Source organism: Rhodopseudomonas palustris BisB18 (genome assembly GCF_000013745.1).
GTDB lineage: Bacteria > Pseudomonadota > Alphaproteobacteria > Rhizobiales > Xanthobacteraceae > Rhodopseudomonas_A > Rhodopseudomonas_A palustris_F.
Genome location: NC_007925.1, coordinates 3,518,624 through 3,539,204, shown reverse-complemented (window position 1 = coordinate 3,539,204; position 20,581 = coordinate 3,518,624). Strand labels below are relative to the sequence as shown.

General features: G+C 67.0%; 21 protein-coding genes. 12 read left to right on the top strand and 9 right to left on the bottom strand.

From position 1 onward, the window contains the following. Positions 1-3: 3 nt before the first annotated feature. Entirely contained in the window at positions 4-1,257 is a 1,254-nt protein-coding gene (locus tag RPC_RS16035) for a serine hydrolase domain-containing protein (RefSeq protein WP_011473628.1), read from the bottom strand. A 200-nt stretch (positions 1,258-1,457) separates the two neighbouring features. Between RPC_RS16035 and RPC_RS16030 the strand changes: the two genes are divergently transcribed. The 5 genes from RPC_RS16030 (at position 1,458) to RPC_RS16010 (ending at position 8,116) form a co-directional block, all read left to right on the top strand. Next, complete coding sequence (locus tag RPC_RS16030; protein WP_011473627.1) at positions 1,458-2,369, top strand: intradiol ring-cleavage dioxygenase; 912 nt, start codon at positions 1,458-1,460, stop codon at positions 2,367-2,369. Beyond that, entirely contained in the window at positions 2,362-3,228 is an 867-nt protein-coding gene (locus RPC_RS16025) for an aldo/keto reductase (protein WP_011473626.1), read from the top strand. Before RPC_RS16030 ends, RPC_RS16025 begins: the two co-directional genes overlap by 8 nt. Before the next feature lie 199 nt (positions 3,229-3,427). After that, complete coding sequence (locus tag RPC_RS16020; RefSeq protein WP_011473625.1) at positions 3,428-4,360, top strand: DMT family transporter; 933 nt, start codon at positions 3,428-3,430, stop codon at positions 4,358-4,360. A gap of 130 nt (positions 4,361-4,490) precedes the next feature. After that, positions 4,491-5,921, top strand: coding sequence for an aldehyde dehydrogenase family protein (locus RPC_RS16015; protein ID WP_011473624.1), 1,431 nt, complete (start codon positions 4,491-4,493; stop codon positions 5,919-5,921). Between the two features lie 494 nt (positions 5,922-6,415). Beyond that, positions 6,416-8,116, top strand: a complete 1,701-nt coding sequence (locus RPC_RS16010; RefSeq protein ID WP_011473622.1) for an IlvD/Edd family dehydratase — start codon at positions 6,416-6,418, stop codon at positions 8,114-8,116. Between the two features lie 242 nt (positions 8,117-8,358). Here RPC_RS16010 and cowN read toward each other — a convergent pair whose 3' ends face one another. Further along, the gene (cowN, locus tag RPC_RS16005) at positions 8,359-8,637 is read right to left on the bottom strand and encodes a N(2)-fixation sustaining protein CowN (protein WP_011473621.1); all 279 of its coding nucleotides are present in this window, start codon (positions 8,635-8,637) and stop codon (positions 8,359-8,361) included. A 62-nt stretch (positions 8,638-8,699) separates the two neighbouring features. Beyond that, complete coding sequence (locus RPC_RS16000; RefSeq protein WP_011473620.1) at positions 8,700-9,359, bottom strand: Crp/Fnr family transcriptional regulator; 660 nt, start codon at positions 9,357-9,359, stop codon at positions 8,700-8,702. A 359-nt stretch (positions 9,360-9,718) separates the two neighbouring features. Here RPC_RS16000 and RPC_RS15995 point away from each other — a divergent pair, with 359 nt between their 5' ends. Continuing rightward, entirely contained in the window at positions 9,719-10,759 is a 1,041-nt protein-coding gene (locus tag RPC_RS15995) for a DUF2778 domain-containing protein (RefSeq protein WP_415914724.1), read from the top strand. A 44-nt stretch (positions 10,760-10,803) separates the two neighbouring features. Here the strand turns inward: RPC_RS15995 and RPC_RS15990 are convergent, their stop codons facing one another. Together RPC_RS15990 and RPC_RS15985 are read right to left on the bottom strand one after the other, a co-directional pair. Continuing rightward, complete coding sequence (locus RPC_RS15990) at positions 10,804-11,088, bottom strand: HigA family addiction module antitoxin (protein WP_011473618.1); 285 nt, start codon at positions 11,086-11,088, stop codon at positions 10,804-10,806. Between the two features lie 10 nt (positions 11,089-11,098). Beyond that, positions 11,099-11,380 carry a type II toxin-antitoxin system RelE/ParE family toxin gene (locus RPC_RS15985; protein ID WP_011473617.1) on the bottom strand — a complete coding sequence of 94 codons (282 nt, stop codon included), beginning with the start codon at positions 11,378-11,380 and terminating at the stop codon, positions 11,099-11,101. Between the two features lie 177 nt (positions 11,381-11,557). Here RPC_RS15985 and RPC_RS15980 point away from each other — a divergent pair, with 177 nt between their 5' ends. Further along, on the top strand, positions 11,558-11,863 hold the full coding sequence (locus RPC_RS15980) for a hypothetical protein (protein ID WP_011473616.1): 306 nt from the start codon (positions 11,558-11,560) through the stop codon (positions 11,861-11,863). 93 nt (positions 11,864-11,956) lie between these two features. Here the strand turns inward: RPC_RS15980 and RPC_RS15975 are convergent, their stop codons facing one another. Continuing rightward, the gene (locus RPC_RS15975; RefSeq protein ID WP_011473615.1) at positions 11,957-12,706 is read right to left on the bottom strand and encodes an SDR family NAD(P)-dependent oxidoreductase; all 750 of its coding nucleotides are present in this window, start codon (positions 12,704-12,706) and stop codon (positions 11,957-11,959) included. 83 nt (positions 12,707-12,789) lie between these two features. Between RPC_RS15975 and RPC_RS15970 the strand changes: the two genes are divergently transcribed. Then, positions 12,790-13,113, top strand: coding sequence for an ArsR/SmtB family transcription factor (locus RPC_RS15970; RefSeq protein ID WP_041802932.1), 324 nt, complete (start codon positions 12,790-12,792; stop codon positions 13,111-13,113). 153 nt (positions 13,114-13,266) lie between these two features. On the opposite strand, the gene RPC_RS15965 is transcribed toward RPC_RS15970, so the two are convergent. Together RPC_RS15965 and RPC_RS15960 are read right to left on the bottom strand one after the other, a co-directional pair. Next, positions 13,267-16,347, bottom strand: coding sequence for a caspase family protein (locus RPC_RS15965; RefSeq protein WP_011473613.1), 3,081 nt, complete (start codon positions 16,345-16,347; stop codon positions 13,267-13,269). A gap of 203 nt (positions 16,348-16,550) precedes the next feature. Beyond that, positions 16,551-17,120, bottom strand: a complete 570-nt coding sequence (locus RPC_RS15960) for a hypothetical protein (protein WP_011473612.1) — start codon at positions 17,118-17,120, stop codon at positions 16,551-16,553. Between the two features lie 327 nt (positions 17,121-17,447). On the opposite strand from RPC_RS15960, the gene RPC_RS15955 reads away from it, so the two are divergent. Further along, positions 17,448-17,735 (top strand): GIY-YIG nuclease family protein, encoded by a 288-nt coding sequence (locus RPC_RS15955; protein WP_011473611.1) that lies wholly within the window; start codon positions 17,448-17,450, stop codon positions 17,733-17,735. A 73-nt stretch (positions 17,736-17,808) separates the two neighbouring features. Further along, positions 17,809-18,063 carry a hypothetical protein gene (locus RPC_RS15950; RefSeq protein ID WP_415914723.1) on the top strand — a complete coding sequence of 85 codons (255 nt, stop codon included), beginning with the start codon at positions 17,809-17,811 and terminating at the stop codon, positions 18,061-18,063. Positions 18,064-18,264: 201 nt separating this feature from the next. Here the strand turns inward: RPC_RS15950 and RPC_RS15945 are convergent, their stop codons facing one another. Further along, complete coding sequence (locus RPC_RS15945; RefSeq protein WP_011473609.1) at positions 18,265-18,729, bottom strand: MarR family winged helix-turn-helix transcriptional regulator; 465 nt, start codon at positions 18,727-18,729, stop codon at positions 18,265-18,267. A 125-nt stretch (positions 18,730-18,854) separates the two neighbouring features. Between RPC_RS15945 and RPC_RS15940 the strand changes: the two genes are divergently transcribed. Both RPC_RS15940 and RPC_RS15935 read left to right on the top strand, forming a co-directional pair. Beyond that, positions 18,855-19,676, top strand: coding sequence for an alpha/beta fold hydrolase (locus RPC_RS15940; protein WP_011473608.1), 822 nt, complete (start codon positions 18,855-18,857; stop codon positions 19,674-19,676). Positions 19,677-19,727: 51 nt separating this feature from the next. Then, on the top strand, positions 19,728-20,495 hold the full coding sequence (locus RPC_RS15935) for an alpha/beta fold hydrolase (RefSeq protein WP_011473607.1): 768 nt from the start codon (positions 19,728-19,730) through the stop codon (positions 20,493-20,495). Positions 20,496-20,581 lie beyond the last annotated feature (86 nt).

Here is a 20,581-nt window from a genome sequence, read left to right as displayed (position 1 = left end):
GCGCTACACGTTGCTCTCTGTGATCGCCGCATACACCATGGTGCGCAGCTCGCGGCGCAGCGGGTAGGCGCTCGACGGCAACAGCTGGGTCATGAAGATGGTGATCAGCTGCTCGGCCGGGTCGATCCAGAACGCGGTCGAGGCGGCGCCGCCCCAGGCATATTCGCCGGCGCTGCCGGCGATCAGCGTCCGCGCAGGTTGCAACGTCACCGAAAAACCGAGCCCGAAGCCGATCCCCGCATAGGCCGCCTCGCTGAACATCGATTTCGACATTTCGGTGAGGTCGCGGCCGCCCGGCAGATGATTCGAGGTCATCAGCGCCAGCGTCTTCGGGCCGATCAGCCGCACGCCGTCGCGTTCGCCGCCATTGAGCAAGGCGCGGCAAAAGATCAGATAGTCGGAGGCGGTCGACAATAGGCCGCCGCCGCCGGAGACGAAGCCGGGCGGCTTCAGATAGGGACTGTTGGCCGGATCGTCGTACAGCGTGAAGCCGCCTTTGCCGTCGGCCGCATAGCAGGCGGCCAGCCGATGCGCCTTATCCGGCGGCACGAAGAAGCCGGTGTCGGTCATGCCGAGCGGATCGAGGACGCGCTCGTGAAGAAACTCTTCGAACGGTCGGCCGCTGATGGTGCCGATCAGATAGCCGAGCACGTCGGTTGCGACCGAGTAGTTCCAGGCGTCGCCGGGCGAGAACTCCAGCGGAATGCTCGCCAGATCCGCGATCATGCCCTGCAGCGTGCCGGCCAGTTCGAATTCGCCGATCTTCTTCTCGCGATAGGCGGCGTCGACATTGCTGCGGTTCTGGAAGCCGTAGGTGAGCCCCGAGGTGTGCCGCAGCAGGTCGACGATCAGCATCGGCCGCGCCGGCGGCCGGGTCAGGAAATTCGGCGCGATGCCGGCCTGGAACACGCCGAGATTGCTCCATTCCGGAATGTACTTGGCCACCGGTTCGTCGAGCGCGACGCGGCCTTCCTCGACCAGCATCATGAACGCCACCGAGGTCAGCGGCTTGGTCATCGAATAGATCCGGAAGATGGTATCCGGCTTGACCGGTGTCTGCCGCTCGACATCGGCAAAGCCCTGCACCGTGTTGTGCACGATCTGGCCGCGGCGATAGACCAGGAGTTGGGTGCCGGGAAACCGTCCGCTGTCGAGATAACGGCGCTTCAGATGGTCGTCGACGCGCCCCAGCGCGGCGGCGGACATCCCGGACGCGGCTGCGGACGGCGCGGATTTGATCGGATCTTGGCCGGGCATCGTCACTCCCTCGCGGTCGGGTCGTCGATCGAACGGCGGCGGTTGCGGGCCGCCGCGGCAAATCTGATAACGGAAAATGCCGCGCCGTTCTATCGCCGTCGGGAACTTTGTGTTGATCGGATCCGGCGGCCGCGGTGCTTATCAGGGCGCAAGGCTTGGTATAGCCTCCGCCGCAATCAGAATTCCGGATAGGATCGGCGATGCCTCACTTCGACGACAGCGAACTCACCGCGGCGGTGGTCGGCAGCTTTGCGGAAGCCAACGACCCGCGGTTGAAATTCCTCATGGAAGAATTGGTGACGTCGCTGCACGGCTTCGTGCGGCGGACCAATCTGAGCTTCGAGGAATGGGGCGCCGCGCTGGAGTTTCTGACCCGCACCGGACAGAAATGCAGCGCCACGCGGCAGGAATTCATCCTGCTCTCGGACGTGCTCGGGGTGTCGATGCTGGTCGACGCGGTCAACCATCGCGATCGCGGCGGCGCCACCCAGACCACGGTGCTGGGGCCGTTCTATGTCGGCGAGCACAGGCCGTTGCCGCATGGCGCGGATATTTCGGAAAACGTCGAGGGCGACCGCATGTTCGTGCAATGCCGGGTCACCGACCTTGCCGGCAAGCCGCTGGCCGGGGTGACGGTCGATGTCTGGCACGCCGACGACGAGGGCTTCTACGATTCGCAGAAACCGTCCTATGCCAGCGACGGCCCGTCGCTGCGGGCGCGCTTCACCACCGATGCGGGTGGTCGGCTGTTCTTTCGCACCATCTTGCCGTGCAGCTATCCGATCCCGATCGACGGCCCGGTGGGCGAATTGATCCTGGCCACAAGGCGGCATCCGATGCGGCCGGCCCATGTGCACTTCCTGCTCGACGCCAAGGGCTATGAGCCGCTGGTCACCCACGTCTTCATCGAGGGCGACAAGTATCTGGAGTCCGACGTGGTGTTCGGAGTGAAGCAGGAACTGATCTCGACCATCGAGTTGCGCACCGACGCGACGATGCCGGACGGGCTGCCGGCGCCGGGGCCGTGGCATCTGATGACCTATGATTTCCGGCTGAAGCCCGGCAAGGGCGTGGCGCCGAAGCCGATGATCGCGGTCAGCGTCGATGCCTGACGCGTCGGAACGGGCCGGCGTTCCGCAGCGGCCGTTCGGATCGCGGGGCGTCGGCGTCTCGGTCATCGGGCAGGGCACATGGTCACTCGACCGCGGTGATCGCGGCAAGGCGATTGCCGCATTGCGCCAGGGGCTCGATCTCGGCATGAGCCATATCGACACCGCGGAGATGTACGGCGAAGCCGAACCTTTGGTGGGCGAGGCGCTCGCCGGGCGCCGCGACGAGGTGTTCTTGGTCTCCAAGGTACTGCCCAGCAACGCGTCGCGGCGCGGCACCCTGCAGGCCTGCGAGCGCTCGCTGCAACGCTTGAAGACCGATCGGCTGGATTGCTACCTGCTGCATTGGCGCGGCTCCTATCCGCTGGCCGACACCATCGCGGCGTTCGAAGATCTGGTCGCGGCCGGCAAGATCCTGAGCTGGGGCGTCAGCAATTTCGACGTCGCCGACCTGGATGAAGCGCTTGCGCTCGCCGGGCCCGGCCGGATCGCCTGCAATCAGGTGTTGTATCATCTGCGCGAGCGCGCCATCGAACACGCGGTGATCCCGTGGTGCGAGGCCCACGGCGTCGCGGTGACGGCCTATTCGCCGTTCGGAAAGGACGATTTTCCGGCCCCGCGCAGCGAGGGCGGTCGCGTGCTGCAGCGGATCGCCGACGCCCATGCCGCAACGCCGCACCAAGTCGCGCTGGCCTTTCTGACCCGCCGGCGCTCGGTGTTCGCGATCCCGAAGGCCAGCAGCGCGGCGCACGCCGCCGACAATGCCGCCGCGGCCGCGCTGCGGCTGAGCGAGCAGGACACAGCCGCGCTCGACACGGCGTTTCCGCGCGGGCCGGTGCGCGACGGCCTCCCGATGTTGTGATCGATCCAAACCGGTGAAAATATTGCGCGCCTCGGAAAAAGCCGCCGTTTTGCGCGCGTGGAGCCTGATGCATAACCCGGCCGCATTTTCGGCACTTGCGATTGCCGCGCGAACATCGTTGTCTGCAGCATATTGTTAGCGCTTCTCATTGTTGCGAGAGGCTGATTTTCCTCGAGCGCCGGCCCCGCCCTTGACCCTTGTGATCTCTCCCCGTGACGTGGCGCGCAAGCTGACGCGCCGCCACGACGAGCGACCGTTTCGCGGCATCGTGCTGATCATCGCCGCGACCGTGTTCCTGGCTTGCTCGGACGCGCTCGGCAAGTATCTGACGCTGACCTTGCCGTCGATCGAGGTCGCCTGGCTGCGGTTTCTGGTGTTCGTGCTGATCATGGTTCCGGTGGCGATGGCGTCGGGCTCGTCGCCGCTGAAGTCGGTGCGGCCGGGGCTGCAGGTGTTGCGCGGACTGGCGCTGGTGTTTTCCTCGGTCATTTTCATTTCCAGCCTGCGCTATCAGCCGATCGCACAGGCTTCGGCCACCTCGTTCGTGGCGCCGCTGTTCGTCACCGCGCTGTCGGTGGTGGTGCTCGGCGAGACCGTGGGGCCGCGCCGCTGGATCGCGACGCTGGTCGGGCTCGTGGGCGTGCTGATCGTGGTGCAGCCCGGCACCGCGGCGTTCAACCCGGCGGCGCTGCTGACGCTGGCGTCGGCGCTGCTCTGGGCAGCGACGCTGGTCATGACCAGGATGATCAGCGGCGCCGATCGGGTGGTCACCACCATGGCATTCGCGGCGATCGTCGGCTTTGCGGTGTTGAGCGTGTTGGTGCCGTTCGTCTGGGTGACCCCGAGCTTAAGCGACCTCGGCCTTGGCCTCGGCGTCGGCATTGCCTCGACGGCCGGGCAGTGGATCGTGGTACTGGCGTTTCGCCACGCCGCGGCCTCGATGCTGGCGCCGTTCTCCTACATCCAGCTGGTCTGGGTCACCATCATCGGGGTGGTGGTGTTCGGCGAACTGCCGGGTCTGTGGACCTTCGTCGGCGCCGCGATCATCATCGGCAGCGGCATCTACACCGCGCATCGCGAACGCTTGCGGCATCTGCGCCAAGTCGCCGCCGAGCCCTATCCCAGCGCCTGACCGCTGGTGGCAGCGGTCCGTCGCTGCGCGGCGATTGAAACCGGCCGGTGCAGTTTCTATATTGCTCGGGCAAGATACCGGCCCGGACGTTTCGTTCGCCGCGCCACCAGCATCCACAACGAGGTACACGATGGTCAACCGCATGCAATTCTACATCGATGGCGCTTGGGTCGATCCCGTCGTCAAGAAATCGACGCCGGTGGTCAATCCGGCGACCGAGGAAGCGATGTATGAGGTTGCGCTCGGTTCGAAGGCCGATGTCGACAACGCCGTCGCCGCCGCCAAGCGCGCGTTCGAAACCTTCTCGCAGACCAGCCGCGAGCAGCGGGTGGCGCTGCTGGAGAAGATTATTGCGGTCTACAAGACCCGCATGAAAGATATCGGCGCCGCGGTGTCCGACGAGATGGGCGCGCCGTTGCCGTTCGCGGAGAAATTCCAGGCCGGCGCCGGCCTCGGCCATATCGCCTCCACGCTGGAGGTGTTGAAGACCTACAATTTCGAAGAGCCGCTCGGCAACGCCGTGGTGGTACGCGAGCCGGTCGGCGTCATCGGCATGATCACGCCGTGGAATTGGCCGCTCAATCAGATCGCCTGCAAGGTCGCGCCGGCGCTGGCCGCCGGTTGCACCATGATCCTGAAGCCCTCCGAATTCACCCCGTCGTCGGCGCTGATCTTCGCCGAGATCTTGCATGAAGCCGGCGTGCCGAACGGCGTGTTCAACCTCGTCAACGGTCTCGGCCCAGAGGTCGGCGCGGCGATGAGCGAGCATCCGGACATCGACATGATTTCCTTCACCGGCTCGACCCGCGCCGGCATCGACGTCGCCAAGCGCGCGGCGCCGACGGTGAAGCGGGTCAGCCAGGAGCTCGGCGGCAAGTCGCCGAATATCATTCTGGAAGACGCCGATCTGCAGAAGGCGGTGGCCGGCGGCGTGGCGCACATGTTCAACAATTCCGGACAGTCCTGCAACGCACCGAGCCGGATGATTGTGCCGCAGTCGAAGATGAAAGAAGTCGCTGCGATCGCAAAGGCGGTGGCTGACAAGACCAAGGCGGGCGATCCGCGCGCCGAGGGCACCAGCATCGGTCCGGTGGTGTCGCGGATTCAGTGGGACAAGATCCAGGCGCTGATTCAGAAGGGCGTCGAAGAAGGCGCCACGCTGGTGGCCGGCGGGCCGGGCCTGCCGGAAGGCGTCAACAAGGGATTCTATGTGCGTCCCACGGTGTTCGCCGACGTCACCAACGACATGACCATTGCGCGCGAAGAAATCTTCGGGCCGGTGATCGCGATCATCGGTGCCAAGGACGAAGCCGACGCGGTGAAGATCGCCAACGACACGCCGTATGGTCTGGCTGGTTATGTGTCGGCTGGTAGCGTCGAGCGCGCGCGCGCGGTCGGCCGCAAACTACGCGCCGGCAACGTCAACCTCAACGGCGTGCCGAACGAACGCACCGCGCCGTTCGGCGGCTACAAGCAATCCGGCAACGGCCGCGAATGGGGCAAATTCGGGCTCGAGGAATATCTCGAGGTCAAGGCGATCGCCGGCTACAACGCCGCGTAACATCGCCTTCAAAGATTGGTCGAAGTCGGGGCGGTTCGAATCTGCCCCGACTTTGTTGTGCCGTCGACGTGTCGGAGGCTCCGGTAGTTGTCCCCAGTAGCGTTGCACAACCAGCGTCGGTAGAAATTGGTTGTGGTTGGAATGATTCGATTTTGATCTCGCGTAAAGCGCCGATCGCGTCGTTCCGCTAACCGCATCGCACAGGCTTGCAGCCCGCCGACTCCCGAACGTCCGAAACCGGGCTGATTGTGGAAGGAACTTGTTCGATGGCCGATACGCTTTCGACCGACACCGTGCGACGTCTTCTCGCCATCGGCATCGGCGGCATGGCGGTGTTGTGCGCCTTCTTCATCGCCTCGATCATCGCCTGAGATTTTTCTCCGATCGCAGCCGCGCCGTCGCTTTCGACATCCGCTTGATCGCCGCCGCTGTTGATTGACAAGCTCCGCCGCGGCCCCCTAACTGGCGATCACGCCAGCCGACGGGGCCGTTCGATGAGCGATGGACTGCGCAAGGGCCTGACCTCTTACGGCGACGCCGGGTTCTCGCTGTTCCTGCGCAAGGCCTTCATCAAGGCGATGGGCTATTCCGACGACGCGCTGGATCGGCCGATCGTCGGCATCACCAACACCCACAGCGACTACAATCCCTGCCACGGCAACGTGCCGCAGATCATCGAGGCGGTGAAGCGCGGCGTGATGCTGGCGGGCGCGATGCCGATGGTGTTTCCAACTATCTCGATCGCCGAGAGTTTCGCGCATCCGACCTCGATGTATCTGCGCAACCTGATGGCGATGGACACCGAGGAGATGATTCGCGCCCAGCCGATGGACGCGGTGGTGGTGATCGGCGGCTGCGACAAGACGCTGCCGGCGCAGATCATGGCCGCGGTGTCGGCGGATCTGCCGACCGTGGTGATTCCGGTCGGGCCGATGGTGGTCGGCCATCACAAGGGCGAGGTGCTGGGCGCTTGCACCGACTGCCGCAGGTTGTGGGGCAAGTTTCGCGCCGGCGAGATGGATGAGGCCGAGATCGAGGCGGTCAACGGCCGGCTGGCGCCCTCGGTCGGCACCTGCATGGTGATGGGCACCGCCTCGACCATGGCCTGCATCACCGAAGCGCTCGGGCTGTCGCTGCCGATGAGCGCGACGATTCCGGCGCCGCACGCCGAGCGATTTCGTTCCGCCGAACAAAGCGGCAAGCTCGCCGCGGCAATGGCGGTGGCGAAGGGGCCGAAGCCCAGCGAGCTGTTGACGCCGGCGGCATTGCGCAATGCGCAAGTGGTGCTGCAGGCGATCGGCGGCTCCACCAACGGGCTCATTCATCTCACCGCGATCGCCGGGCGAACGACGTATCGCCTCGATCTGGCGGCGTTCGATCGGCTGTCGCGCGAGGTGCCGGTGCTGGTCGATCTGAAGCCGTCGGGCGATCACTACATGGAGCACTTCCATCACGCCGGCGGCGTGCCGAAACTGTTGGCGCAACTCGGCGAGCTGATCGATCTCGACGCCAAAACGATTTACGGCAGCTTGCGCGATGCGGTGGCCGCGGCCGAGGACGTGCCGGGGCAGGACGTCATTCGCGCGCGCAACGATCCGATCCGCAGCGAAGGCGCGATGGCGGTGCTATCCGGCAATCTGGCGCCGCGCGGCGCGGTGATCAAGCACTCGGCGGCGTCGCCAAAGCTCCTTCAGCACAGCGGCCGCGCCGTGGTGTTCGACAGTCTCGAGGACATGGCGGCGCGGATCGACGATCCGGGTCTCGACGTTGCGGCCGATGACGTGCTGGTGCTGCGCAATGCCGGGCCGCAGGGCGCGCCGGGGATGCCGGAGGCCGGCTATCTGCCGATTCCGCTGAAGCTGGCGCGCGCCGGCGTCAAGGACATGGTGCGGATTTCCGACGCCCGGATGAGCGGCACCGCGTTCGGCACCATCGTGCTGCACATCACGCCGGAGAGCGCGGCCGGCGGGCCTTTGGCTTTGGTGCAAAACGGCGACGTGATCCGGCTCGACGTCGAAGCGCGCCGCATCGATCTGATGGTCGAGGACGATGAGTTAGCACGCCGCCGCCAAGCGCTGCCGGCGTCGCGGCAGCCCGCGCCGCTGCGCGGCTATGCGCGGTTGTTCCACCAGACGATCCTGCAGGCCGATCAAGGCTGCGATTTCGATTTTCTGACCGGGCAGGGCGGGGATTAAAGCGATAGCCTGGGTGGTGATTGAAGCGACGTACTCGTTGCCAACCAAGCCGTCATTCCGGGGCGCGAGGCCGTAGGCCGAGCGAACCCGGAATCTCGCAACGGGTAGACGCTGGCACTTGCAGCGAGATTCCGGGTTCACTCGCAGCTTCGCTGCTCGTGCCCCGGGATGACGGTTTGTTTTGTGTGAGCGCATCAGCCCGAAACTCGCTTTCCGAAGAGCGCGCCGCGAATCCAGAGCCACTACATGCAGGTGACTTCGAGGTCTTCCAGCATCGCCAGGGTCTCGTCGTCGCCGCTTTCTTCCAGGATCTCGCGCAGCGTCGGCAGGTAGTTGTGCAGCACGCGCAGATCGTCGAGGCCCTGTTTTTCGTTCAGTTCGGTGCGCTTCTTGGCGAAATAGCCCCAGAACGGGTTGTCGGCCGCGTCGATATGGCTCTGCAGTTTCGCCATCACGCGCTGCGACTTGCCCTCCCAGTCGGCATTCTTGAAGCTGACGTAGCGGTCGAACGGCACGTTCATCGGTTTCTCCAAAGACTTCCGGCGCCATGGCTATAGGGCACGGGCTGCGGTTTGTCTGTCAGCTAGCCGACGCCGTCGCCCTCGCTGGCGAAGGCCTGCAGCCGGGCCAGATCCTGGATGCCATAGCGGCGGCGGTCGTGCCGCACCAAGACGCCGGCATGCAGCATGGCGTTGAACTCGGTCGAGACGGTCTGCCGCGTGGTGCCGAGCAGCGCGGCGATCTCCTCCATCTGCAGGTCGATGCGGATCAGGCTGCCGTTCTGCAGCGGCGCCTTGTGGCGGCCGGCGCTGCGCAACAGATAGCGCGCGATCCGCCCGCGTACGTTGTGGAAGGCGAGGTCTTCCACCAGCGTCATCGCCTGGCTCAGCACCCGCGCCAGCACCCGGATGATGGTGGCGCGCAGCGCCGGATAATGCGCCAGTTCGTGCTCCAGCAGCTCGCGCGGCGCCATCAACAGCGTGGTCGGCTGCACCGCCTGCAGATGCGCGCGGGTATGGGTGGAGAACATGTCGCCGGCGCCGAGATAGGCGAGGCTGAGCTCGCGCTCGGTTGTGGCGAGAAAGATCCGCAGTCGGCCGCTCTTGATGACGAAGACGTGGTCGCGGAACTCGGCGGCATCGAACAAGGTTCCGGCGGGCAGGTTGCGTTCGCGGAAAATCGCCCGAAGTGCCGCGCCGGTCTCGCTCGCCAGCAGTTCGATAAGGGACGGGCCGGATTGCATCAGCGACCGTAAGATTCGCCGAACGGTTCGGCAACGGTCATTTGGGCGGAGAGAGCGGCCGCCATCGCCTGGTGCGGAACCAAGGATTTCATTTACCACGTCGCAAACCGTCGGCACTTAAGCCTCATTTAACTAAAATTCGCCCTAATAACGCTCCGCACCTCTGCGAAATGCTCCCGGCCCTGGATGCCGCGGCGCATGGGGCAAGTTCGCTTTGGTCTGCGCCGTCGCGCAGGCTGGAAGGCGGGCTCGGAGGGCAGCGTATTTGGGTCGGGCGTAAGCGTATGCGTAACAGTGCAGGTGCGTTGAAGGGGGCCGCGCGTGGCCGTTCGCCACGGAAGGCCGGTCCCTTGAATATCATGGGCGGCGCAGCCGTCGCCTTCGCCGTCGCGGCCTGCGGTTGGACGCTGCATGCCAACGTGTTCGGCGCCAGCATCTATCCCAGCATCGCCGCCGTGCATGAGCCGATCGTCGGCGCGCCACGGCTGGCCGCGGCCAAGCCCGCCGCGCCGGTCGCCGCGGTGACCACGCCGATCCAGCCCGACGTCACCGTGGCGATGCTGACCACCGCGCCGGGGCTGTCGCCCGAACAATTCGCCGAACGCTTTGCGCCGCCGTTGAATGCGGTCGCCCCAGCGCCGGTGCCGCCGGAACCGGCGGCCAAGCCGCAGGTCGCCGTGGCGCAGCCCGTGGTGGTGCCGACGCCGCCAGTGCGCCAGGCGGCGTTGCAGCCCGCGCCGAAAGCCGCACCGCAACCCGCCGCTCAGGTGGCGGAGGCCGCGCCGCAGCGCCCGGCCGAAGCCAAGGCGGCGCCGGCCAAAGGGCCGTCGCTGCGCGAGGTGGCGCAGGCCTCCAAGGCCGCCTCGATGGCGGCCGCGGCCTCCACCAAGCCCGCCAGCATCTTCGAAAAACTGTTCGGCAAATCGGAGCCGACCGGCTCGGTGCTGGCGTTCGCCGGATCCGACGGCGGCGTCGGCAGCGACGGCCGCGATACGGTGAGCAGCGCGCGCTACGATCGCTCCACCGCGGTCTATGACATCAAGGCGCGGGTGGTCTACATGCCGGACGGCACCAAGCTCGAGGCGCATTCCGGGCTCGGCTCGCGGCTCGACGATCCGCGCTACGTGCACGAGCGGATGCGCGGCGCCACCCCGCCGCATCTCTACGATTTGACGATGCGGGAATCGTTGTTCCACGGCGTCGCGGCGCTGCGGCTCAATCCGGTCGGCGGCGAGGGCGCCATCCACGGCCGCAACGGACTATTGGCGCACACCTACATGCTCGGGCCGAACGGCGACAGCAACGGCTGCGTCTCGTTCCGCAACTACGACGCCTTCCTGCGCGCATTCCGCAACGGCCAGGTCAAGCGGCTGGCGGTGGTGGCGAGCCTGGATAGCTGAGGGGCGGGCGCTGGCGCCGATTCCCCGCTGCGAGCGAGGCCAGGTCAGGCCGCCGGGCGCGGCAGAATGGCCTTGTAGTTGTGGGCCAGCTCCGCCTTCGACAGATCATGGGCGGCCTGCAGGTTCAGCCAGAACCGCGGGTCGGTGCCGAAATAGCGGCCGAGCCGGATGGCGGTGTCGGCGCTGACGTCGCGGGTGCCGCGCACGATCTCGCTCACCCGGTTGGCCGGAACATCCAGCGCCTTCGCCAAGGCCCGCGCCGACAGGCCAAGCGGCACCAGATATTCCTCGCGCAACACTTCGCCGGGATGGGTTCGCAGCCGGGGCATCGTCGTCTCCTCAGTGATAATCCACGATCGCAACCGCTTCGGGGCCTTTGGGGGTCCAGCGGAAGCAAATGCGCCATTGCCGGTTGATCCGGATCGAATGCTGGCCGCGTCGATCGGCTTTCAATGCTTCCAAACGATTGCCCGGCGGAGAGAGCAGGTCCTCCAGCCGGGTCGCGGCGTCCACCATATCCAGCTTGCGCAGCGCGACGGCCTCGATGCTTCGCCAGCGCGCCGGGCAGACGGCATCGCGAAACAGCCGCTCGGTGGCCTTGTCGGCGAAGCTGCGGATCATGCCGTCAGTATGTGGTACGTATCACGTAACGTCAACGGCGGGCGGCGCGGTTTTGCCGTCGCCACGAAGGCTGGACCACCGCCCGCGCCGATCCCCGATCACGATCCCGTCTCCGATACCGCCAAGCGGGAACGAGTTTTCGCCTGCGCTGTTGGTCGATGAATCGGAGGATTCATCATGGCTGCAACGAAGATGCTGTTGATCGCCGCGGCGTCGCTGAGCCTCGCCGCGCCGGCTGTTGCGCAAGAAGGAACCGAGGCGCAGCGCGACGCCTGCATGCCGGATGCGTTCAGGCTGTGTAGCAGCGCCATTCCCGACGCCTCGCGGGTCGAGAGCTGCTTGCGCAACGCCGGGCCGCGGCTGAGTTCCGCGTGCTACGCGGTGTTCAATCCGCCGGGCGCCAACAAGCCGGTGCGCACCGCGCGGCGGCAGGTCGCACGGCCGGCCAACGAGATGGTGCGGCCGGTCGACGTCGAGGACTGAGGGCGCAGCGTTGAACAACACTCAGGCCCCGGCAACTGCCGGGGCCTTTGTTGTTGCTGAAGGTCGCGATGCGCGGGGTGCGCGCCGCGCGGCTTAGCGGAGCCCGCCGGTGACGTGCAGCGTCTCGCCGGTGACGTAGGACGCGCCGTCCGAAGCGAGGAACGCGACCACCGAGGCGATCTCCTCGGCTTCGCCGACGCGACCCAGCGGCGTGATGGCTTCGATTTGCTTGCGCATCGCGCCCTCGTGGAAGCCGGCGGTCTTGACGCCTTCGGTCACCACCATGCCGGGATTGACCGCGTTGACGCGGATCTTGCGCGGCGCCAGTTCCTTGGCCAGCACGCCGGTGATCAAGTCGACCGACGCCTTGGTGGCGCCGTACACCGCGGTGCCCGGCATCGCCATGGTCGACACGCCGGACGAGATGTTGACGATGCTGCCGCCGTCGTTGAAATGCCGCGCCGCTTCCTGCGTCACCAGCAGCAGGCCGAGCACGTTGACGTTGAACTGCTTGTGAAAGTGCTCGGGCGTAATGGCGTCGAGCGGCAGCATGTCGTAGACGCCGGCATTGTTGACCAGCACGTCGATCTTGCCCAGCGCCTGCACGGTGGCGGCGACCAGCTTCTTGGAATCGCCAGGCTCGGCGAGATTGCCGTGCACGGCGACCGCCTTGCCGCCGGCCGCGGTGATCTTAGCGACCACGGCGTCGGCGCCATCCTTGCCGGTGGCGTAGTTAACCGCCACCACGGCACCTTCCGCCGCCAATTTAAGCGCGATGGCGGCGCCGATGCCCTTGGATGCGCCGGTCACCAGCGCAACCTTGCCTTGCAGTGTCTTGGTCATGTTCGTCGTCCCGTGCTATTATTTCAATAGTTCGGAAATATGGGACTATTGAACGATGTCAAGGCACCGCCTATATCTTTTTCATAATGCAGCTGGTTCATCCCGCAACTGAGGATATTTCGTTAGCCGGCGTGCTCGCTGCGTTGTCCGATCCGATGCGGCTGCGCATCGTCAAGGCGCTGCTGGAGCAGGCGGATTGCATGAGCATGTCGTGCACCGCGGCGGCGCCGTGCCCCGAGATGGCGAAGTCGACGCTGTCGAACCATTTCCGCGTGCTGCGCGAGGCCGGGCTGGTCCGCACCACCAAGAAGGGCGTCGAGCACCGCAACGTAGTGCGCGAGGCCGATCTCGACGCGCGCTTCCCGGGGCTGTTGAAGTCGATCTTGCAGCACGCCGACGGCATGTAGCCGCGTGATCCCGTAATCGGATCGCGGTCTCGGAAGAGATTCAACTCTAGCAGGTGCAAAAACCCCGGCAGCGCTGCCGGGGTTTTTCGTTGTGTCATTGCCTGCGCGAAGCGCGTGGCCCGAGATCAGGCCGCAGGCTTTAGCCGTGCCCCATCATCGCACCGGGCAAGGCTGGCCGTTCGGCAGCGTACACGGCTTGGCGGCCGGCGGCGGCGGCGCCGGGCGTGCCGCTGCGGGCGGCGGCGGCGGCGGCGGCGGTGGACGCATCACGGGCGGCGGCGGAGGCGGCGGAGGCGGCGGAGCGGGTCGCACCACCGGCGGCGGCGGCGGCGGTGGTGGTGGTGGCGCCTGACGCACGACGGGCGGGGGCGGCGGAGCCTGATGCACCACGGGCGGCGGCGGCGGAGCCTGACGCACCACGGGCGGCGGCGGCGGGGCTTGACGCACCACCGGCGGCGGCGGCGGGGCTTGACGCACCACCGGCGGCGGCGGCGGGGCCGGGCGCACGACAGGCGGCGCGGCCGGGGCCGGACGCGCAGCGGGAGGAGGTGGCGGCGGAGCCGGGCGCACCACGGGCGGCGGGGCCGGAGCTGGACGCACGGCCGGAGGCGTGGGCGTTGCCGGCGGCGCTGCGGCCGGGGGTGGCGTCGGCCGACCAGCGGCGGGCGGCGGCGGCACGGGCGCCGGGGCAGCCGGCTGCGGACGCGCCGCGGCCGGCGGAGGCGTCGGCGCGACCGTTGCGGGCGGCTTTGCAGCGGAAGGCGGCGTTGCGGGGGACGGCGGTGCAGCCGGCGGCAATGGCTGACCATTGCTGCCGGGCAGCGCCTGCGATGCCGGCTTGGCATTCGGAGCGGGGGGCGGCGTCGGTCCGCCCGGCGTCGCGGCCGGTGCGGTTGTCGGGGCGCCCGCAGCCGGCGAGGGCGGTGCACCGGGCGTGCCCGGCTTTCCGCCTGGAGGCGTTGGTGCGCCCGGTTTCCCGGCCGCGGGCGGCGTGCCCGGCGCGGGGGCACCCGGGATCGCCGGCAACGGCTGACCATTGCTGCCGGGCAGCGCTTGGGTCGCCGGCTTGGCATTCGGAGCAGGGGGCGGCGTCGGTCCACCCGGCGTGGCGGCCGGTGCTGTTGTTGCGCCGGGCGGAGTACCCGCAGCCGGCGACGGCGGTGCACCGGGCGTGCCGGGCTTCGCGCCAGGAAGCGTCGGTGCGCCAGGTTTCCCGGCCGCGGGCGGCGTGCCCGGTGTCGGAGCGCCGGGGACCGCCGGCAGCGGCTGACCATTGCTGCCGGGCAGCGCCTGGGACGTCGGCTTGGCAGTCGGAGTGGAGGGCGGCGTCGGTCCGCCCGGCGTCACGGCGGGCGTGGCCGGCGCGCCAGCAGCCGGCGGCGGCAGCGGTCCACTGGGCGTGCCTGGCTTGGCGCCGGGCGGCGTCGGGGTACCTGGAAGCGCGGGTGCGCCGGGGGCTGGCTTGCCATCGGGCGTCAGCGGGCCGGCGGCGCCTGGCGAGGTCTGTCCTGGTGCGCCGGTTTGCGCCTGCGACGGCGCGGGCTGTCCTCCCGGCAAGAACGGTTTGGCGGGCGGGGCCGGCGGCGGGTTGGAGGTGACGGCCGCCTTGCTGGCGACCGACGGCGGCAGCGACGGCGCCAGCAGCGCTGCCGCGCCGGCCGCCGCGCCGCCGGCGGCGATCACGCCGCTCGTGCTGACGGCCGGCGATCCGGCGCGTCCATCCGGTGCCGGTGCAACGGCCGGAGCTGCGGGCGGCGGCGTCAGCACCTGCGCCTTGCCGGCGGGATCGGTGATCGTCACCACGTTGGTGGTGTTGTTGATCACCACGGTGTTGTGGATGTTGTTGTAGATGACGTTGCTGGGCGGCGGCGCGACGTCGCGCGGCGGCCGCACCCAGACCGGCACCGGCGCATAGTTCGGCATCGGCAGGATAAACGCATAGGCCGGCGGCGGCGGCGGCGGCAGGTCGTCGAAATACACCGGCCGCCGCGGCAGGAAGAACAGCGGCGGTGGCGGCGGCGGGGCGAAGTCGAAATCCGGATCGTCGAACATCAGCACCGGCCGCTCGATATAGATCACTTCCTCGGGCGGCGGCGGCGGCACGTCGTAAGTGATCACCGAAAAGCTCGGCGGCGGCTCGAACTCCGCGGAGAGATAGGAAAGCCTTCGCCGCGCATCGTCGGAATGCGCGCCGCGCGGATAGCGCCGCAGATAGGACCAATAGGCCGAGGGCGTATTGACGTTACGCGAGCGCCGCCAGGTGATCGCCTCGCGGCGGGCGGCGACGATGGCGCGCACCCGCTTGGCCATCGGATCGCGCGGATAGGCGTCGAGAAAGGCTTCGTAATCCTTCAGCGTGTCGCGATCGACCGCGGCGAGATAGGCGTCCTGGGCGCTGAAATCCCGCACCGGCTTCGAGCGGACCGCGGCGGCCTGCTGCTGCGACACCGCCGGCGGCGGCGCATCCGGGGCGCGCTCGAAGAAGTTGAACGGCGCCTGCAGCTTCGACGCATCCCACGGTACCTGCGCCCCCTTGGTGGTCTCGTTGACGCGCAGCCTGATCCGGCTGAACAGATCCTCGACGCTGAGCCCGGCTTCGCGCATCATTTCGGCCAGCGCCTGGGCGTAGGCCGAATACGGCCCCGGCTCGTCGGGGGCGACCGTGCCGGGGGCGGCGTTGAAGGCGATCATCAGCCCCGGCTCCGGATCGACCAGCGCCAGGCCGCTCGCCAGCGGATTGCCGGTCTTGGCAAACGGGTTGGCGCGGGCGAGGTCGAGCACCACCATGCTGGCCTTCAATTTCAGCGCCGCCAGCGGCGTCAGGTAATCCGACAGCCGCAGCGCCTCCAGCGGCACGTTGACGTCGCGGACGATCTTGGCGTCGATCGGCACGACATAGTTCTCGCCTTCGAGCTGCACGCCGTAACCGCCGAGATAGACGAAGGCGACCGCGTCGGGCCCGGCCGCCGCGGCCTTGTCGAGGAACTCGCGGAAGGTGCGGCGCAGCGTTTCCTGATCGAGGTCGCGCGCGCCGGTGACGTCGAAGCCGGCGGCCTGCAAGGTCTGCGCGACCAGGCCGGCGTCGTTGGCCGGGGTCGGCAGCGCGCCGGCTTGATAATTGGCATTGCCGATCACCAGCGCGATGCGCCGTTCGCTCGGCGCAGCGGCGGATGGCGAGGCGATCGCCACCCAGCAGGCCAGCACCATCGCTAGCAGTCTCAGCATCGTCGGCATGGCATCCCCGCTCATGGTGGAATCGGAATGGAACCCAACTTGGCATATGCACCGCGGTTGCTGAACCGAAACTGACTGCAACGGGTCGGAATTGTGGCGCGTGGCGCGCAACACAGTGTCCCGGGCGTCAGCCGCAAACAAAAACCCCGGCGTCTTCCGCCGGGGTTTTGCATTGTGTGCTTGGCGTCAGCGAATGAGGTGGCTCAGCCGGCGATGCTCGTCATCACGGACGACTGGGTGGCCGCGTCGATGCCGCGCGCGTCCATGGCGTTCCGCAGAAGCCGCGCGTCGCAGCCATGATCGCGCATCCAGCGGGTGATGATCTCGGCCCGGTCGTTGCGGTTGCGGCAGAGCTCGGTTGCCAGCCGCAGCTCGGGCGCCACCACCGCGACGCGCGTGTCGCCGACGGCGATCTCGGAAAAATGCGTCCAGGGGCCGCTGCCGAAGGCCTCGATGCAGGTGCTCTGCGACGCAGACTCGACGGTGCTGGCATCGACCTGGACGCCATCCACCTCGAACGCCGCGTAATATTGCACGCAACAGGGCATCCATGTCGGCGGGGTCAGGCATCGATAGGCGGCAAGCGCCCGCGCGAAGCGATCGACATCGGCCCGCGCGCTCGCCAGAAAGTCGATGTCGCCGGGCGCTATCGGCACCCCGCGCAGCAGGTCGGCGGCCGTGCCGATCAGCCGGTAGCTGAAGCCGCCCTCCTGCTTCGCCAAGCCAAGCACTATTGTGAGCGTGTGGCGCAACTGCCCCGCGGTCAGCGTCATGCAACCAATCCCTTCCGACACGAGCTTAGCAGGGGTGTGGCACGGAGCGCTTTGGTACTTTCGCGTGAGGCGGGGGGAGCCCGCCAATTCCTCTAAGAATGCGGAGAGCCCATGATGCCATGATCGCAGCCAGTAGGGTCTGAGCTGCGCCCCACCTCCGGCTTCATGAAACACCCAAACTTGGCGTCCATCAAACCGGCAGCGGCTCAGTTGATGGGTTCGCGAAGAGCTCGACGCATCCTGCGAGCTGAGCTAACCTTTGTCATTCCGGGGCGCGAGCGGCGACAGCCGCGAGCGAGCCCGGAATCCATACTCCCTGTGCTCAAGATGGCGTACTACGTCTACCTCCTCGCCAGCAGCAAACACGGCACGCTGTATCTCGGCGTCACCAACGACCTCGTCCGCCGCTGCTACGAACACCGCACCAAAGCCGCTCCCGGCTTCACCTCGCGCTATGGTGTCGACAAACTGGTCTGGTTCGAAATCTACGATAACATCGTCACCGCCATCACCCGCGAGAAGCAATTGAAGAAATGGCGCCGCGACTGGAAGATTCGGCTGATCGAGGAGGTCAATCCGGAGTGGAGCGACCTCTACCCCGGCATTTCACATTGATACAGGGGCTATGGATTCCGGGCTCGCTCGCAGCTTACGCTGCTCCCGCCCCGGAATGACGGCGAGATACCCGATGACCAAGATCAAGGATCTGCACAAGGCCTGGAGCAAGGACGCGACCTATCGGGCGGACTACGACGCGCTCGAGGAGGAGTTCACCGTCATGGCCGCAGTCGCCAAGGCGCGTCGCCGCGCCGGCCTCAGCCAGGCCGAGCTCGCCCGCCGCATGAAACCACGCAAAGTACGGTGGCCCGGCTGGAGAGCGGTCGCGGCCAGCCCTCGACGCGGACGCTGGTGCGTTTTGCCAAGGCGACCGGGCACCGGCTGAAGATCAGTTTTCAGCCAGTAGGGCGCAATAGCGAAGCGTATTGCGCCGACTTGGCGGGAGAGGCGGATTACGCTTCGCTAATCCGCCCTACGGGCTGCGTTGTAGGATGGGTTGAGGGAGCGAAACCCATCGTGCGAATTCGAAGTGATGGGTTTCGCGAAGCGCTCAACCCATCCTACGGGCTGCGTCGTCGGTGATAGCTCAAGACCCCATCTTCTTGTGAAGACGATCCCGGATCGCATCGATCGAGGTTTTGATCGCCTCGATCGTGGTGCCGTCCAGCCCGACCGCCTGCTCGATGCATTGCATGACGTCGGCGGCCTGGCTCTGCAGCGCACGGCCTTGCGCGGTCAGATGCAGCTGGACCTCGCGCTCGTCCTTCGGGTTGCGCGTCCGGGTGATCAGGCCAGCCGCCTCCATGCGCTTGAGCAGCGGGGTGAGGGTGCTGGAATCGAGGAACAGCGTCTTGCCCAGCTCCTTCACCGCCTGACCATCGCGGCGCCACAGCGTCACCATCACCAGAAACTGCGGGTAGGTGAGCTGGAGCCGGTCCAGCAGCGGGCGGTACAGCTGGGTGAAGGCGTGCTCCGCCGAATAGATCGAAAAGCAAAGCATTTCCGAGACATCGGGCAAAGACGGGGCGGATCTTGAGGGCGTTGCGGTCATGGCGTCTCCAATCCCGATCAAATTAATTTGTGCGCGATTAGATTGCAAGCGATTGACAGCCATTCCGGTGCCGGTTATTTAGATCGTGCACAAAGCAATCGCACACAAACAAGAAGGAGACCGCCATGAGCAGCTTCACCACCACCGACGGCACCCGGCTTTTCTACAAGGATTGGGGCAAGGGCCAGCCGATCCTGTTCGCCCACGGCTGGCCGCTGTCATCCGATGCTTGGGATCAGCAGCTATTGTTCTTCGGCCAGCAGGGCTTTCGCGTGATCGCCCATGACCGCCGCAGCCATGGTCGCTCCGACCAGACCTGGGAGGGCAACAACATGGACCAATATGCCGACGATCTGGCCGAACTGATCGAAGCGCTGGACCTGCGCGATGCGATCCTGGTCGGCCATTCGACCGGGGGCGGGGAGGTGGCGCACTATATCGGCCGCCATGGCACGGCGCGCGTGGCGAAGGTGGTGCTGGTCGGCGCGGTGCCGCCGCTGATGCTGCAGACCAAGGCCAATCCGCACGGCACGCCGCTGGACGTGTTCGACGGCATCCGCGACAGCACCGCCAAGAACCGCTCGCAGTTCTTCTACGACCTGACCGTGCCGTTCTACGGCTTCAATCGCGACGGCGTGGCGGGCAACGAGGGCTTGCGCGAAAACTTCCGACGCATCGGCCTGCAGGGCGGCATCAAGGGGCAGTACGACTGCGTCCACGAATTCTCCGAGGTCGACTACACCGACGACCTGAAGCGGATCGACCGGCCGACTTTGATCATCCATGGCGACGACGATCAGATCGTGCCGATCGCAGCGTCGGCGCATCGCGCGGCCGAGATGGTGCCGAACGCCACGCTGAAGATCTATCCCGGCGGGTCGCACGGGCTGGCCGAGACCGAAGCCGAGCGCTTCAACGCCGATGTTCTGGATTTCATCCGCGGCTGACTACACATCATCCCACGTCACTGATGCATCAAACGAAGAAAGGAAATCGTCATGTCCAAGCTTGCTGCCACCGTTGCCGTTGTTGGTTCGCTTCTCGCAGGTAGTGCCGTGGCGCAACCGGCCAAGCCCACCATCGTGCTGGTGCACGGCGCCTTCGCCGACTCCTCGAGCTGGAACGGTGTCGTCTCTATCCTGCAGAAGACCGGCTACAAGACCGTCGCCGCCGCCAATCCGCTGCGCAGCGTGTCGAGCGATGCGCGCTATGTGTCCGACGTCGTGGCCAGCATCGAAGGCCCGGTGGTGCTGGTCGGCCATTCCTATGGCGGGCAGGTGATCTCGAACGCGGCCCAAGGCCACGCCAACGTCAAGTCGCTGGTGTTCGTGGCGGCGTTCGCCCCGGAGGCCGGCGAGGCCGCGGCGGAGCTGGCCGGCAAATTCCCCGGCGGCACGCTTGGCGCAGCCCTCGCGCCGCCGGTCAAGCTCGCCTCCGGCGGCGTCGAACTCTATATCGATCAGTCCAAATTCCGTGAGCAGTTCGCCCATGACGTGGCGGCGGCGGACGCCGCGCTGATGGCGGCCGGGCAACGCCCGATCACCGAGGCGGCGCTGACGGAAAAATCCGGCGAGCCGGCCTGGAAATCGCTGCCGTCGTATTTCGTCTATGGCGACGGCGACAAGAACATCCCCGCCAAGGCGCTGGGCTTCATGGCCGAACGCGCCGGCTCCAAGCGCACCGTCGTGGTCAAGGACGCCTCGCACGTCGTGATGGTGTCGCAGCCGCAGGCGGTGGCGGAGCTGATCGAACAGGCGGCGAAGTAGCTTCTGTTAGCCTCGGCGCGGGCCGCAGCGCACAGCGCTGCGGCCCGCATCGCGTTGCACGCTCCGCGTGCGACGATGCTGCGTCC

Coding starts and splice junctions, on each gene's coding strand:
- RPC_RS16035 (WP_011473628.1), bottom strand. CDS start 1,257: ATGCCCGGCCAAGATCCGATCAAATCCGCGCCGTCCGCAGCCGCGTCC.
- RPC_RS16030 (WP_011473627.1), top strand. CDS start 1,458: ATGCCTCACTTCGACGACAGCGAACTCACCGCGGCGGTGGTCGGCAGC.
- RPC_RS16025 (WP_011473626.1), top strand. CDS start 2,362: ATGCCTGACGCGTCGGAACGGGCCGGCGTTCCGCAGCGGCCGTTCGGA.
- RPC_RS16015 (WP_011473624.1), top strand. CDS start 4,491: ATGGTCAACCGCATGCAATTCTACATCGATGGCGCTTGGGTCGATCCC.
- RPC_RS16010 (WP_011473622.1), top strand. CDS start 6,416: ATGAGCGATGGACTGCGCAAGGGCCTGACCTCTTACGGCGACGCCGGG.
- cowN (WP_011473621.1), bottom strand. CDS start 8,637: ATGAACGTGCCGTTCGACCGCTACGTCAGCTTCAAGAATGCCGACTGG.
- RPC_RS16000 (WP_011473620.1), bottom strand. CDS start 9,359: ATGCAATCCGGCCCGTCCCTTATCGAACTGCTGGCGAGCGAGACCGGC.
- RPC_RS15995 (WP_415914724.1), top strand. CDS start 9,719: ATGGGCGGCGCAGCCGTCGCCTTCGCCGTCGCGGCCTGCGGTTGGACG.
- RPC_RS15990 (WP_011473618.1), bottom strand. CDS start 11,088: ATGCCCCGGCTGCGAACCCATCCCGGCGAAGTGTTGCGCGAGGAATAT.
- RPC_RS15985 (WP_011473617.1), bottom strand. CDS start 11,380: ATGATCCGCAGCTTCGCCGACAAGGCCACCGAGCGGCTGTTTCGCGAT.
- RPC_RS15980 (WP_011473616.1), top strand. CDS start 11,558: ATGGCTGCAACGAAGATGCTGTTGATCGCCGCGGCGTCGCTGAGCCTC.
- RPC_RS15975 (WP_011473615.1), bottom strand. CDS start 12,706: ATGACCAAGACACTGCAAGGCAAGGTTGCGCTGGTGACCGGCGCATCC.
- RPC_RS15965 (WP_011473613.1), bottom strand. CDS start 16,347: ATGCCGACGATGCTGAGACTGCTAGCGATGGTGCTGGCCTGCTGGGTG.
- RPC_RS15960 (WP_011473612.1), bottom strand. CDS start 17,120: ATGACGCTGACCGCGGGGCAGTTGCGCCACACGCTCACAATAGTGCTT.
- RPC_RS15955 (WP_011473611.1), top strand. CDS start 17,448: ATGGCGTACTACGTCTACCTCCTCGCCAGCAGCAAACACGGCACGCTG.
- RPC_RS15950 (WP_415914723.1), top strand. CDS start 17,809: ATGACCAAGATCAAGGATCTGCACAAGGCCTGGAGCAAGGACGCGACC.
- RPC_RS15945 (WP_011473609.1), bottom strand. CDS start 18,729: ATGACCGCAACGCCCTCAAGATCCGCCCCGTCTTTGCCCGATGTCTCG.
- RPC_RS15940 (WP_011473608.1), top strand. CDS start 18,855: ATGAGCAGCTTCACCACCACCGACGGCACCCGGCTTTTCTACAAGGAT.
- RPC_RS15935 (WP_011473607.1), top strand. CDS start 19,728: ATGTCCAAGCTTGCTGCCACCGTTGCCGTTGTTGGTTCGCTTCTCGCA.